We start from the raw sequence: 13,964 nt of genomic DNA, 5'->3' as shown, positions 1-13,964 counted from the left end.
TTATTTCAAAATAAAATTGCCTAAAATCGTTGATAACACTTGACTTAGAGTAGAAAAGAACTCGGAAAAATCCGAGTTCTTTTTTTGAGAAAATTAGTTCTTTTGGTCAATTGGTTTCTTCCAGAAGCCCAAGATCAAAGCAGCAACGATTGAGCCGATAGCTACGGCGCCCAGGTAGCCAAGCCAGTTGGTTGACAGAGCGATAACCCAGAAACCGCCGTGAGGTGCAGGCACGCCGACGTGCCACAGACCTACCAGGGCCCCACCGACAGCACTGCCGATGATTGATGAAACGATAACGTGCAGCGGGTCAGCACTGGCGAATGGGATGGCCCCTTCAGTGATGAAGGAGAAGCCCAGGATCCAGTTGGAAACGCCGGCCCGGCGTTCGTCTTCAGTAAACTTGTCCTTGAAGAAAGTAGTAGCGATCGCAGTCGCGAATGGGGCTACCATACCACCGACCATAACAGCAGCCATCAAGATAGCTGAAGTCTTGGAAGTCGGGTCGTTGGCAAAGGCACCTGAAGCGAAGACGTAAGCAGCCTTGTTGAAAGGACCACCCATGTCGATACTCATCATGCCGGCCAATACAGTGGTCAAGAGAACCAGGTTGCCAGTGCCCATGCCGTTCAAGAAGTTGGTAATAACCGCGTTCAAAGCACCGAAGATTGGGTTGACGATGTAGTACATAATCAAGGCAACCAGGAGCAGGCCGAAGATTGGGTAGAGAAGCATTGGCTTCATACCTTCAACGCTCTTTGGCAGCTTAGCGAAGAGCTTCTTGAGGCCCAGGATCAGGTAACCGGCGATGAAACCGATGGCAATCCCGCCCAAAAAGCCGGCTGGTGAAGCGGCCTTGGCGTTAACATTAACAGCGTAAGAGCCACCTAAGGATGAGTTGGTGATTGAGGCCATGAAGCCACCGACGAAACCTGGCATCAAGGCTGGCAGGTCACCGATTGATTCAGCGATGTAGCCGGCCAGAACCGGAACCATGAAGGCGAAGGCCAGGTTACCAGCACTGTTCAGGAAGATGAAGGCCGGACTCTTGGCACCACCCATGTATTGTTCAACCAGGAAGGAGATGGCCATCAAGATACCACCACCGATAACGAACGGAAGCATGTGGGAAATCCCGCTCATCAAGTGCCGGTAGATGGTTGACCATACGCCGCCGTTGCTTGCTGAAGTGCTTTCGTTGGCTTCACCGGCTTCAGCGTGGTAAACGCTGCCCTTGCCGGACAGGATGTCGTCAACCAGTTGGTCCGGCTTGTTGATTCCGTCAACAACTGGGTGCTTAACCAGTTCCTTGCCGTCAAAGCGGGCCATCTTGACCTGCTTGTCGGAAGCAATGATAACACCCTTAGCCCGCTTGATTTCGTCAGCAGTCAGTTCGTGCTTAACGCCTTCTGAACCGTTGGTTTCAATCCGGACTTCAACGCCGCGCTTTTCACCGGCCTTGATCAAGGCTTCTTCAGCCATGTAAGTGTGGGCGATCCCGTTGATGCAGGCAGTAACGCCAACGATCAATGGCTTTTCGTCTTCACTTTCAGCCTTCTTGGCTTCTGCTTCCTTCTTAGCGGCCAGCTTGGCTTCACGTTCAGCGTCTTCCTTGTCCTTGTCAGCTTCTGCCTGGCTGAAGAGGTCGATAACTTCGTCAGGAGTCTTGGCTGCCTTCAGCTTTTCAACCAGGTCAGGGTTGATCAAAAGGCTGCTCAGCTTAGCCAGGGCTTGCAAGTGGGTGTTGTCAGCACCAGCTGGGGCAGTGATCATGAAGAAGAGGTGGACAGGCTGCTGGTCTAATGAGTCGAAGTCCACGCCCTTTTCGCTCTTGGCAAAAAGCACCCGGGCCTTGTTAATGTATTCGTTTCTGGCGTGAGGCATGGCAATCCCGCCGCCGATCCCGGTAGTGGATTCCTTTTCCCGGGCCCAGATGGATTCAACGAACTTTTCCTTGTTGTTGACGATGCCCGTAGCTACTTCCAAGTCGGCCATTTCATTGATGGCGTCATCCTTGGTGGTGGCCTTTAAGTCCATAATCATGGACTCTGGGCTCAAAATATCTTTAATCCGCATCTTTTTTCCCTCAGTTATATAAAAATTACTCGATTACTTTTTTATCGCTTTATTCAACGACGTCGATCTTGATTTGCGGCAAAACAGCGTCGATTTGGCTCTTGACCGCGATGTCTTCAGTGAAGGCCGTAGCCCCGCCGCAGGCACTGCCGACCCGGAGGCCTTCAGCAGCGTCGTGCTTTTCAAACCAAGTGCCGACGAAACCGGCAATCATGGAGTCCCCGGCACCAACTGAGTTGACCGCCGTACCCTTGGCCGCGTTAGCGTGGTAGACGTGGTCAGCAGTTACCAGGTAAGCACCTTCGCCAGCCATGGAGATCATGACGTTTTGGGCACCCATCTTCTGCAGCTTCTTGGCTGCTTCCAGCATGTCGGCAGTTGATGAGAAGCTGGTGTCAAAGAGGTCAGCCAGTTCGTGGTGGTTTGGCTTGATGACCAATGGGTTAAACTTCAAAGTCCGAAGCAAAGCTTCACCAGTCGTGTCAACAACGAATTCCGCTCCCTTTTCCCGAATCAGTGGCAAAAGGCTTTTGTAGAAGTCAGTTGGCAGGCTTGGAGCCAGGCTGCCGCTCAAAACAACGACATCGCCTGCTTCCAGGTCGTCCAGGCGGGACTTGAAGGCTGCTACTTCCTGGTCGGTAATGTTCGGACCAGCCGCGTTGATTTCAGTTTCCACCTGGGCGTGGATCTTAACGTTCACCCGGGTGTCGTCGCTGATGCGCACGAAGTCGCTGTTGATCTTCTTGACGTTCAATTGGCGGATCAATTCTTCGCCGGTAAAGCCGCCGACAAAGCCCCAGGCGGTGTTGTCCACGCCTAATTGGTTAAGAATCTGGGAAACGTTGATCCCCTTGCCCCCAGCCAGGAACTGGGTGTCGCTTGACCGGTTGGTCTCCCCGTCCTTGACTTCTGGCAGTTGCAGAACATAGTCCAAAGCTGGGTTGACAGTCACGGTGTAAATCATTATTCAGCCTCCTCAAGTTGAATATTTACTGGCAATTTCTCCCGGTCGCCTGCTTCCAGGCGGCTGATGATGGTCACCTGGTCGGTCTTGGCGAATTCGGCAAAAGTTACCGCGTTAAATTTGCTGCGGTCGATTAAAACGAAAGCCTGCTGACTTTGCTGGATAGCTGTCCTCTTCACGGCAGCTTCCTCAGTGTCCGGCGTGGTCAAAAAGCCGGCCGGGCTCAAGGCGTTGGCCCCGATGAAAGCCGCGTTGAAGTTCAGCTCCTGCAGGCGGGAGACAGTGGTCGCGCCAATGGCCGCGTGGGTCTGCCGCTTGACGTGCCCGCCTAAAAGGCAGCAGTCAATTCCCGCGTCAGTCAGGGCCAGGGCTGTTTCCAGCCCGTTGGTCACCACGTGCAGGCCGCTAATCTCTTTCAAGAAGGGAACCATTTCATAAATGGTCGTCCCCGCGTCCAAAAAGAGATAGTCGTGCGGGTGCACCTTCTTGGCGGCCAGCCTGGCAATGGCCAGCTTGTCTTCCTTGTTCAGATTGAAGCGGATCTGCTGAGCCACGTCCTGGCCAAAGGCCTGCAGGCTCTGTGCTCCGCCGTGGACCCGTTTAAGCAGGCCCCGGTCTTCCATTTCACTCAGATCGCGTCTGATCGTCGACTCAGATGTCGAGGTCAAGCGGCAAAGTTCCGTTACGCGGCAAATCTGATGTTCGTCTACATAATGGGCAATCATTTGTTGCCGTTCTTCCGTCAGCATCTTTATCTCACCTCGATATATATTGTAAAGGCTTTCTCGGTCAAAAGCAATCATTTTCCGTCAAAAATGAGCGCTTTTTCTAAAAAATTGACTGTTTTTGACTGAATACAAAAAAACCAAGCAAAAAAGGCCAGGGCTTCCTGGTCTTTTATTTAGTCATATAGATATTTCTGGCAGGCCTGGCGGGGATCTTGCCCGTTTCTGATCGCCAGAGCCAGTTCGATCGTCACGTCAGCGATGATCGACTGGGGGTCGATCACCTGGTAAGGGTGGTCCGGCGCCTGCTCCTGGGCTAAGGAAAGTTCCGTGCAGCCCAGCAGGATCACGTCGCAGCCATAGTCGTCGTGCATCTTGCGGAGAATCTCATGGTAGAGTTCCTTGTCGACGATCCCCTTCTCCTTGATGTCCCGGTAGATCAGTTCCGTCACCATCGGCTGGATCTCCGGACCTCCGAATTCGACTTCCCGGCCGATCCGGTGGATCTCGTCTTCATAAAGGTGGTCGTAAATTGACCCTTCAGTCGCGATCAAGCCGATCTTCGGGCTGTCCGGGTACTGGTCAGCATACTTGTGCACGGCAATCCGCATCATGTGCAGGAAGGGAATGTCGGTCAAGGCCGCCAGGTCGTCGTAAAAGTAGTGGGCCGTGTTGCAGGGCATGACCATGAAGTCCGGCTCCAGCTTGGCCTGGCCTAAAACATCTTCTTTAAGCGCATTGAAAAAATTCGGCTGGCTGTGGTCCTTGATGTAGGCCGTCCGGTCTGGCACCTGGGCATCATTGACCAGGATGTAGTTCAAGTAGTCCTGGTCCTTGCTGATCTTGACCCGGTGGTTGATCAAGCGGACATAGCTTTCGGTCGCGATGGTCCCCATCCCGCCAATAATGCTGAAGAAATGCTTCAAATAATATCAATCCTTACTTTTCTAATTCCTGGACCACCTGCCGGGCGATGACAATGTCGCCGGCATATGGGGTGTCTACCCCGCGAACCTTCTGGAAGGCGTCAGCCCCCTTGCCGCAGAGCAGGACCACGTCGTCTGGGCCAGCTTCGGAAATAGCTTCCTTGATGGCCTTTTCCCGGTCCAGTTCGATAACCGTTTCACACTTGGAGTGGTCGATCCCGGCATCGATTTCCTCACAGATGTCCTGGGCACTTTCAAAGCCAGGGTCGTCTGTGGTCAGGTAGGCCTTGTCAGCTTCAGCCGTCAAGCTTTCGCTGAAGCCAGGCCGGCGGGAAATCCCCTTGTCCCCAGGCGCGCCGACAACGACGATGACCCGCGGGTTGGTGAATTCCCGGCGCATGAAGCGCATCAAAGCCAGCATGGAGGCCTTGTTGTGGGCATAGTCCACCACGATCAAACCGTGCTTTTGGGTAGTGACGGTTTCCATCCGGCCTGGGATGGTCACGTGCCGGATACCTTTAGCGCAGTCTTCGTAGCTCATCCCGGCTAAACCAGCCCCGATGATAGCACCGGTAGCGTTGGTTTCGTTGAAGTCCCCGATCATCTGCAGGGTGTATTCACCAGAGATCGGCAGCTTGCGGGCCTTGCTTGAAGCTGTGGTCAAGGTGAACTTGGTTTCAGCCAGGTCAGTTTCCACAGACTTGTAGCGGAAGTCGATCGGCTTCTTCAGATCCGGGTTTTCAAAGCCGTCCCGGGCAAACAGGTAGATGCTGTCCGGGTTGGTCGTGGTCGTTGCTGCCGCGTAGACATCGGCGAAGCGGTCAGTTTCCGCGTTGATGATGCACTTGCGGGAGTTGACCAAAAGCTGCAGCTTGCAGTGAAGGTAGTCCTCAAAGTCCGGGTGCTCGTTGACCCCGATGTGGTCCGGGCTGATGTTCAAGAAGAAGCCCAGGTCGTAAGTCAGGCCAAAGACCCGGCTCTTCTTGTAGGCTTGGGATGACACTTCCATAACCATGTGGGTCATGCCGTTGTCCACTGCCCGCCGCATGTCTCTGAACAAGTCCAGTGATTCCGGCGTGGTCAAGCTGGACTTAAAAGTGTCTTCCGGAGCTGGCCCGAGGATGTTGTTGACTGAGGACAAAAGAGCGGTCCGGCCGCCGTTGAGCTGGTCCAGCATCCCCTTTAAGAAGTAGGCGGAAGTGGTCTTGCCCTTGGTCCCGGTAAAGCCGACCAGGAAGAGGTCGTCTTGCGGGAAGCGGTAGAAGGCAGCTGACAAAAGAGCCATCGCCTTGGACACGTTGCGGACGATCAAGGCATGCATCCCCGTGCCTTCCGGGTATGGCTGCTCAGCCACGTAGGCAATTGCCCCATTTTCCTTAGCCATGGTCAGGTAGGTTGGCCGGAAGCCCGCCCCCTTGCAGAAGAAGAGGCTGTTGTTCTGGACGTCGCGTGAGTCATAAGAAACAGCCTCCATCCGGCTCTGGACAGTGTCCTGGACGGCACTGGACTTGAGCAGGTGGTGTTCTTTCAAGATTAAAATACAGGTGTTTAATGAGATGCTCATTTTTACTCCTCACTGTCAATTAAGATTCAGTTCAAATTATACCACAGGTCTATGAGCGAAGTTATTGGCCTGGGGATCCCGGGGCAAGAGAATGATAAAACTGGTCCAATCCTTGTTTGATTCACAGCGGATCGTTCCCCCGTGCAATTCAACGACCCCCTGGACGATGGACAGGCCTAAGCCCGTACCGCCGGTCTTGGTGTTGCGCGAGCTTTCCACCCGGTAGAAGCGGTCAAAAATCTTCTTCAATTTATCCTTGGGAATCGGTTCCCCGTTGTTCTCCACCCGCAGCTCAACCTGCTCATGGTTGATCAGGTTGGCCACCAGATTGATCCGGCTGGCGCCAGCCGCGTACTTCAAGGCATTGGAGATCAAGTTGTTGTAGACCCGGACCAGCTTTTCCACGTCGGCGTTGACGATCAAGTCATCCGGCCGGGCCTTGACGTTAAAGGCAATGCCCTTCTTTTCAGCTTCCAGTTCAAAGCCGGCCGCCACCTGCTCCATCATGCCCTTGATATTGATCGGGGTCACGTTCAGCTTGGTCTTGGTCGACTTCAAGGTGGTGTACTCAAAAAGATCATTGGCCAGGGACTTCATCTGCTCAGCCTTGTCGTAGGCGATATTAATGTACTTGAGCATGTCCTCCTGGCTGGTCACGGCCCCGTTCTTGAGCAGGCCCAAATAGCCGATGATGCTGGTTAAAGGGGTCCGGATGTCGTGGGAAACATTGGTGATCAATTCGTCCTTAGACTGCTCGATTGCCTTTTCTTCATTGATTGCCCCAACGGTTGAGTCAACCAGGGAGTTGATGGAGTCGATCACCTTCTGCATATCAGTGTTGACGCTGAAAGAGATCCGGTGGTCAAAGTGACCGTTGGCGATATAGTGCAGTTCAGAAATGATGTGCCGCAGCTGCATCTGGTGATAGCGGCGGATCAAGCGCCAGTATAAGACAACGACATCGGCCACGCCCATCATGATAACCCCGATTCTCTCCCAGGACCAGATATGGTAGCCAGGCCCGATCGTCATTGTTCTTTTCAAAAAATAGATGCCGTTGACCAGGCTCTTGTCCTGCAAGATCGCCAAATGGTAGAGGATGATGACCGACATGTTCAAGAGCAGCATGATGATGACTGTCACCACGCCTTCCGCGAAAAGCTCGCTCTTTTCAGCCGCGGTCAGCTTGACCCGGGGCCGCTTGCCCTGGACGACTTGCTGTTCTTTTTTATCTTGCTTAGGCTTCAACCTTGTAACCTACACCCCATACAGTCTTGATGACTTCCTCGCCATCGGTGGCCTTCTGGATCTTGTCCCGCAAGTGGGAAACGTGAACCATGACCGTCTTGGCGCTAACGATGGACTCTTGCTGCCAGACCCGCTCGAAGATCTCATCAGCTGAGAAGACCCGGTTGGGGTGGCTGGCCAAAAGGTAGAGAATGCCGAATTCCAGGGCCGTCAGCTGGATTTCCTTGCCTTCGACCGTCTTGACCTCATGGGAGTCCTTGTTGATGATCAAGGGACCAACTTCCAGAACGTCAGGTTCTTCTTCCTTGACCTGCTTCTGGCTGCGGCGCAAAAGGGACCGGACCCGGGCCATTACTTCCAGGGGATTGAACGGCTTGGACACGTAGTCATCAGCCCCGGTGATGAGCCCCTGGATCTTGTCCATGTCGCCGGTCTTGGCGCTGACGATGATGATCGGAATATCGGAATCTTTGCGGACTTCCTTGACCACATCGATCCCTGACATGTTCGGCATCATCACATCCAGAATCATCAAGGCAATATCCGGCGTGGTCGAGAGCTTGGTCAGGGCTTCCTTGCCATTATATGCGGCAATTGGCTCATAGCCTTCATTCTTCAAATAAATGCTTAAGAGTTCCACGATTTCGTGGTCATCGTCGACAACGAGAATTTTCATCTGCTAAACCTCTTCTATTCCAAACTTATCTAACCTATATTGTAACCTTTATTTTAACCAATATACCAAAAAGAGCGTACTTTGACGTACGCTCAAACTTGGATTTTAGCAAAACATAAGATTCGCCCTTATTGGATTTCTTTTTTACCGGTGTAGAGCTCGTAGTAGTAGCCCTGCTTGGCCAAAAGCTGGTCGTGGTTGCCGGCTTCCAGGACCCGGCCGTGGTCCAGGACCATGATCAAGTCGGAGTTGACGATGGTGGACAAACGGTGGGCAATGACAAAGCTGGTCCGGCCAGCCAAAAGGTTGTCCATCCCGGCTTGCACCAGGCGCTCAGTCCGGGTGTCGATGGAACTGGTGGCTTCGTCCAGGATCATGACCGGCTTGTCAGCAATCATGGCCCGGGCAATGGAAAGCAGCTGCAGCTGCCCTTGGGAAAGGTCACCGCCGCCCCCGTCAATGACCGTTTCATAGCCGTCATCCAGGTCATGAATGAATTCGTCGGCCCGGGCCAGGCGGGCTGCCTGGTAGACGTCGTCATCCGAGGCGTCAGGCCGGCCGAAGCGGATGTTTTCCATAACGTTGCCGGTAAACATGTGGGTTTCCTGCAAAACGATGGAGACGGACTTGCGGAGGTCATCTTTTTTGATATCCATGATATCGATGCCGTCGTAAGTGATCGTGCCGGAATTGATTTCATAGAAGCGGTTGATCATGCTGGAGATGGTGGTCTTCCCGGCCCCGGTTTCCCCGACCAGGGCCACCTTCATGCCTGGCTTGGCATCAAGGGAGATGTCATGCAGGATCTGCTTGCCTGGCACGTAGCCGAAGTTGACGTGGTCAAAGACGATGTGCCCCTTGACTGGGACGTACTTAAAGCCGTTTTCAGTTGGGACCTTCCACTGCCAGGCATTCTTGACGCCTGGCTTTTCTTCAATAGTGACCTGGCCATCGTCGACTTCAACTTTTTCATCCAGAACCTGGAAAATCCGCCGGGCCCCGGCAATGGCTAAAACGATAGCGTTCAGCTGCTGGGAAATCTGTGCGATTGGCATGATGAAGGCCTTGGACAGCTGCATGAAGGAAGCCAGTGCCCCCAAGGTCAGCGGAATATTGCCGGCTAAGATAGCCGCCCCGCCGATCAAGGCAATCAAAACGTAGAGCAGGTTGCCGATGTTGCCCATGATCGGGAACAAGATGGTAGCATAGGTGTTGGCCTTGCCTGAGGCAACCCGCAGCTGTTCGTTGTATTTGTCAAAGTCCGCCTTGGCTTCTGGCTCATGGGAGAAGACCTTGATGACCTTCAAGCCGTTGAGCATTTCTTCGTTGTAGCCGTTGACCAGCCCCAAAGTCTTTTGCTGCTGGTCAAAGTAGTAGCTGGACTTCTTGGTCAGGTAGCGGACAACTCCCAAAGACAGGAGGACCACTGCCAAAGAAACCAGGGTCAATTGCCAGCTGAGGTAGAACATCCCCGCCAAAACGAAGACCACGGTAAAGACCGAGTTGGCGAACATCGGCAAGGCTTGAGAAATCATCTGCATCAAGGTGTCGATGTCGTTGGTGTAGCGGGACATGATGTCGCCGTATTCGTTTTGGTCGAAAAAGGCGATCGGCAGCCGCTGCATGTGGCTAAACATTTCATTTCTGATCTGCTTTTGCACCTGCTGGGACAAAACCATCATCAGCAAGGTGAAAAGGTAGTTGGCTACCAGACCGATGGCGTAAACGCCGGCCATGAGCAAAACTGCATGAGCCAGAGGGCCGAAGTCCGGGCTCTTTTGCTTGAGCATGGGCGTGATATAGCGGTCGATAACCTGTTCAATGAACAAGGAGCCGACAACAGAAGCTGCCGCGCTGATGATCACGGAGACCAGGGAAATGATCAAAGATGCCGGACTAACCCGGTAGACGTACTTCAGCAGGCGGTTCAAGGTCTGCATTTGTGATGGTTGCTGAGCTTGTTTTTTAGTCATCGATTATCACCTACTTGCTGTTTTCTTCCTGGAACTTGGCGATGGATGAGTACAAGTCGTTGCGCTTGATCAATTCATCGTGAGTTCCGACGTCTTCGATCTGCCCGTGGTTCATGACCACGATCCGGTCAGCATCCTTGATGGACACGATCCGCTGGGAAATGATGATCTTGGTCGTTTCCGGCAGGTCCCGCTTCAAGGCTTCCCGGATTTCCCGCTCGGTCTTAGTGTCAACGGCACTGGTAGAGTCATCCAAGATCAAGATCTTTGGCTTCTTCAAAAGAGCCCGGGCAATGGTGATCCGCTGCTTTTGCCCACCGGAAACGTTGTTGCCGCCTTGTTCGACCATGGTGTCGTAGCCGTCCGGCATTTCCCGGATAAAACCGTCAGCGTGGGCAATCTTGGCTGCTTGGACGATTTCCTCGTCACTAGCGTTTTCATTGCCCCACTTGAGGTTGTCCTTGATGGTGCCGGAGAAGAGGACGTTCTTTTGCAAAACGACCGCCACGTTGTCGCGCAAAGTCTTGAGGTCGTAAGAGCGCACGTTGTGGCCGCCGACTCTGACTGCCCCGCCGGTCACGTCGTAAAGGCGGGGAATCATAGAAACCAAGGTCGACTTGGAGGATCCGGTTTCCCCGATGATCCCCAAAGTTTCCCCGGACTTGATCCGCAGGTCGATGTCCTTTAAGGCGTAGTGGGCATCTTCCTTGTCGTACTTGAAGTCAACGTGGTCAAAAACGATTTCCCCGTTGGTGACGCTGGTCAAAGGCGACTTGGCCGGGTTGACGATGGTCGGCTTAGCCGTCAAAACGTCAGCTACCCGGTGCCCGCTTGACTGGGCCATCATCAGCTGGGTGAAGATCATGGACAGGATCATCAAAGACATCAAGATGGACATGGTGTAAGAGAACATGGAGACCAATTGTCCAGTTGCCAGTTCGTGGCCCACGATCAGTTTTGCCCCAAACCAAGACAGGGCCAGCATGACAGCATCGATCATTAAAGTCATGACCGGGCCGTTGAAGGCCATGATGAACATGGCCCGGCTGAAGAGCTTGTAGATCTTGCTGGTGGACTTTTCAAAGTTCTCGATCTGCTCTTCTTCATGGACGTAGGTCTTGACTTCCCGGACCCCGCGGATGTTTTCCCGGACCTTCCGGTTCAGTTCATCATAAGCCCGGAAGATTCTCGGGAAGTACGGCCGGGCATTCTTGATGATCAAGATCATGGCAAAAGCCAAAACCGGAACGGCCACAAGGAAGACCAGGGTCAATTTCCAGCTGATCGTCGCTGCCATGACAAGCGAAATGATCATCATAAACGGTGCCCGGACGGCCATTCTGATGCTCATCTGGTAAGCCTGCTGGATGTTGTTGGTGTCGGTCGTCAGCCGGGTTACCAGACTGGCGCTGGAGAACTTGTCAATGTTTTCAAATGAGAAGTCCTGCATGTGGTAGAACATGTCCTGGCGGAGGTTGGCGGTAAAGCCGGCTGCCGCGTGGGCTGAAAAGTAGCTGGCGCTGGCCCCCATAACCAGGGAGACCAGGGTCAGCAGGATGGTGAACAGACCCATCTTGCGCACGTAGTCCATGTCGCCCTTGTTGATCCCGTTGTCAATCAAGAGTCCCATGATATACGGGATATACATTTCAATGAAGACCTCGACGACCACGCACAAAGGAGACAAGAGCGTCTCTTTTTTGTACTGGCGGACGGACTTCAATAAAGTCTTAAGCATTGATGACCTCCTTTTTCATTGCTTTTTATAAAAAATCGTCAAACAAAAACAAATAGATGCTCAGCATCTATTTGTTCTTTAATTATCAGCTATTTATTTTACACCCATTTAAAATAAAAAGCACGCTATTGATTTACTTTTTCTTCATGGTCAGCTTATCCGGGCTGAGAGAGGTCCCTTCAATCCCGTAGTGGCGGCGAAGCAGCCAGCGGATTCCGTAAGCAACAGCGGCCACCAGGATGTCAGCCCAGCCTGGCAGAACCGGGTTGATGACGGACAAGGCCGGAATTGAGAGGACAAAGACGATCAGCATGATGATCAAAAGTGACCCCAGAAGGCCCCAGATCACCTTGCCCCAGGCCGGCTTGCCGGTCTTCGGGTCAGGCTGCATCCAGGAGTTGTATTTGGTGAAGTACCAGCCCATGGCCAGACCCATCACGATCAAGGTCACGATCCCGGAACCAGAGGATGTGGACTTGCTGTTGTCCGTGAACAATTGCAAGACCCCAAACAAAACCGTCAGCATAGCCGTGTAGAAGAGGGCCCCGTCCAGGGCAACCAGCTTGTCTGGCACCTTTTCCGGCTTAACGACCGGGTGCAGGATCTGGCTGGCCTTCAGCTTTGGCGCCGCGCCAAACAAAACGTTGGCCGGCTGCCCCTTGATCTGGGCGTCGTAGATTTCCGGCAAAAGGCTGTCGATCTTGCCGTCAGCGTCGCCTTCGCTCAAGCCCCCGGCAACCAGTTCCTTCTTCAAGCGGTAGATGTAGTCCTTGTTCTTGTTGGACAATTTCCCCCGGAGTTCTTCCGGGTTCTCCTGCTTGATGCTTTCCGTCTTGGCTTCTGCCTGCCCCTGCTTTTGCAGCTTGGCTTGAGAAGCGTTCTTAACTTGCTTTTCTTCGCTCACTTCTGTCTCCTGTCTTATACGTTAAATCTGAATTCGATGATGTCGCCGTCCTGGACTTCGTAGTCCTTGCCTTCCAGGCGGACTCTGCCAGCTTCCTTGATCTTCTGCATGCTTTCGTACTTGTCCAGGTCTTCGAAGGAAACGACTTCGGCCCGGATGAAGCCCCGTTCAAAGTCGGAGTGGATGACCCCGGCGACTTGCGGCGCCTTCATGCCCTGGTGGAAGGTCCAAGCCCGGGTTTCCTTGCCCCCGGCCGTAAAGAAGGTTCTAAGACCCAGCAGGTGGTAGGCAGCCCGGATCAAACGGTCCAAACCGGATTCTTCCACCCCTTCAGCTGCCAGCATTTCTGCCTTTTCTTCATCGTCCAGGCCGGCGATTTCTTCTTCGATGGCCGCGGAGATGCCCAGGCAGCCAGCGCCTTCCTTGTCGGCGTGGGCCTTGACGATTTGGTAGTACTTGTCGCTTTCCGGATCAGCCATGGATTCTTCAGCGATGTTGGCCACGTAAATGACTGGCTTGGAAGTCAAGAGGAAGAGGCCCTTGACGATCTTGGCTTCGTCGTCATTGAACTTGATGGACCGGACCGGGTCGCCGGCTTCCAGAACTGGCTTGATCTTTTGCAGGACATTGTATTCAGCCATGGCTTCCTTGTCCTTTTGCTGGGCCATCTTCTGCACCTTGCCGATCCGGCGGTCAACTGAGTCCAGGTCAGCGTAGATCAGTTCCAGGTTGATGGTGTCGATGTCTTCTTCCGGGTCAACCTTGCCGGAGACGGAAGTGATGTTTTCATCGTCAAAAGCCCGGACCACGTGCACGATGGCGTCGGTTTGGCGGATGTTTTCCAGGAACTTGTTGCCCAGGCCTTCACCCTTGGAAGCCCCCTTGACCAAGCCGGCGATGTCAGTGAATTCAAAAGTCGTGTGAACGACCTTCTTGGCCGGGATCAGTTCCTGGATTCTGGCCAGGCGCTTGTCCGGCACTTCAACCATCCCTACGTTTGGTTCAATAGTCGCGAATGGGTAGTTGGCCATTTCCGCACCCGCCTTGGTAATTGCGTTAAACAGAGTTGACTTGCCGACGTTTGGCAAACCGACGATACCAGCAGTTAAAGCCATATTTTGTAATTCCTCTTTCTTGTTTTTTCTTGCTTGCGTGTTTAATTCTTGGCCT

11 protein-coding genes are annotated in these 13,964 nt (G+C 53.3%); all 11 read right to left on the bottom strand.

Annotated features, from left to right (window positions below; all coding sequences use genetic code 11):
- Positions 1 to 93: 93 nt before the first annotated feature.
- Complete coding sequence (locus ACYVUV_RS00305) at positions 94 to 2,076, bottom strand: PTS fructose transporter subunit IIABC (protein WP_439775587.1); 1,983 nt, start codon at positions 2,074 to 2,076, stop codon at positions 94 to 96.
- Positions 2,077 to 2,125: 49 nt separating this feature from the next.
- Complete coding sequence (gene pfkB / locus ACYVUV_RS00300) at positions 2,126 to 3,040, bottom strand: 1-phosphofructokinase (RefSeq protein ID WP_484498863.1); 915 nt, start codon at positions 3,038 to 3,040, stop codon at positions 2,126 to 2,128.
- Positions 3,040 to 3,789 carry a DeoR/GlpR family DNA-binding transcription regulator gene (locus tag ACYVUV_RS00295; protein ID WP_439775589.1) on the bottom strand — a complete coding sequence of 250 codons (750 nt, stop codon included), beginning with the start codon at positions 3,787 to 3,789 and terminating at the stop codon, positions 3,040 to 3,042. The genes pfkB and ACYVUV_RS00295 overlap by 1 nt, the downstream gene beginning before the upstream one ends.
- Positions 3,790 to 3,941: 152 nt before the next feature.
- Positions 3,942 to 4,691: an aspartate/glutamate racemase family protein gene (locus ACYVUV_RS00290; RefSeq protein WP_484498862.1), complete on the bottom strand. Its 750-nt coding sequence runs from the start codon at positions 4,689 to 4,691 to the stop codon at positions 3,942 to 3,944.
- Positions 4,692 to 4,704: 13 nt separating this feature from the next.
- A complete protein-coding gene (locus ACYVUV_RS00285) occupies positions 4,705 to 6,255 on the bottom strand; it encodes a UDP-N-acetylmuramoyl-L-alanyl-D-glutamate--2,6-diaminopimelate ligase (RefSeq protein ID WP_439775591.1) in 1,551 nt (516 codons plus the stop codon).
- A gap of 36 nt (positions 6,256 to 6,291) precedes the next feature.
- Positions 6,292 to 7,503, bottom strand: a complete 1,212-nt coding sequence (locus ACYVUV_RS00280; protein WP_484498861.1) for a sensor histidine kinase — start codon at positions 7,501 to 7,503, stop codon at positions 6,292 to 6,294.
- A complete protein-coding gene (gene croR / locus ACYVUV_RS00275) occupies positions 7,493 to 8,179 on the bottom strand; it encodes a response regulator transcription factor CroR (protein WP_201330739.1) in 687 nt (228 codons plus the stop codon). Before croR ends, ACYVUV_RS00280 begins: the two co-directional genes overlap by 11 nt.
- 128 nt (positions 8,180 to 8,307) lie before the next feature.
- Positions 8,308 to 10,152: an ABC transporter ATP-binding protein gene (locus ACYVUV_RS00270; protein WP_439775593.1), complete on the bottom strand. Its 1,845-nt coding sequence runs from the start codon at positions 10,150 to 10,152 to the stop codon at positions 8,308 to 8,310.
- A 10-nt stretch (positions 10,153 to 10,162) separates the two neighbouring features.
- The gene (locus ACYVUV_RS00265) at positions 10,163 to 11,890 is read right to left on the bottom strand and encodes an ABC transporter ATP-binding protein (RefSeq protein ID WP_484498860.1); all 1,728 of its coding nucleotides are present in this window, start codon (positions 11,888 to 11,890) and stop codon (positions 10,163 to 10,165) included.
- A gap of 133 nt (positions 11,891 to 12,023) precedes the next feature.
- On the bottom strand, positions 12,024 to 12,794 hold the full coding sequence (locus ACYVUV_RS00260; protein WP_439775595.1) for a DUF1129 domain-containing protein: 771 nt from the start codon (positions 12,792 to 12,794) through the stop codon (positions 12,024 to 12,026).
- A 14-nt stretch (positions 12,795 to 12,808) separates the two neighbouring features.
- Complete coding sequence (gene ychF / locus ACYVUV_RS00255; RefSeq protein ID WP_439775596.1) at positions 12,809 to 13,909, bottom strand: redox-regulated ATPase YchF; 1,101 nt, start codon at positions 13,907 to 13,909, stop codon at positions 12,809 to 12,811.
- Positions 13,910 to 13,964: the final 55 nt, after the last annotated feature.

It is taken from the genome of Lactobacillus sp. WILCCON 0149 (assembly GCF_057197965.1).
This window is presented reverse-complemented; position numbering and strand designations above follow the sequence as displayed.

Excerpts from the sequence above, each read along its gene's own strand:
- ACYVUV_RS00305 (WP_439775587.1), bottom strand. The coding sequence starts at position 2,076 with ATGCGGATTAAAGATATTTTGAGCCCAGAGTCCATGATTATGGACTTA.
- pfkB (WP_484498863.1), bottom strand. The coding sequence starts at position 3,040 with ATGATTTACACCGTGACTGTCAACCCAGCTTTGGACTATGTTCTGCAA.
- ACYVUV_RS00295 (WP_439775589.1), bottom strand. The coding sequence starts at position 3,789 with ATGCTGACGGAAGAACGGCAACAAATGATTGCCCATTATGTAGACGAA.
- ACYVUV_RS00285 (WP_439775591.1), bottom strand. The coding sequence starts at position 6,255 with ATGAGCATCTCATTAAACACCTGTATTTTAATCTTGAAAGAACACCAC.
- croR (WP_201330739.1), bottom strand. The coding sequence starts at position 8,179 with ATGAAAATTCTCGTTGTCGACGATGACCACGAAATCGTGGAACTCTTA.
- ACYVUV_RS00270 (WP_439775593.1), bottom strand. The coding sequence starts at position 10,152 with ATGACTAAAAAACAAGCTCAGCAACCATCACAAATGCAGACCTTGAAC.
- ACYVUV_RS00265 (WP_484498860.1), bottom strand. The coding sequence starts at position 11,890 with ATGCTTAAGACTTTATTGAAGTCCGTCCGCCAGTACAAAAAAGAGACG.
- ychF (WP_439775596.1), bottom strand. The coding sequence starts at position 13,909 with ATGGCTTTAACTGCTGGTATCGTCGGTTTGCCAAACGTCGGCAAGTCA.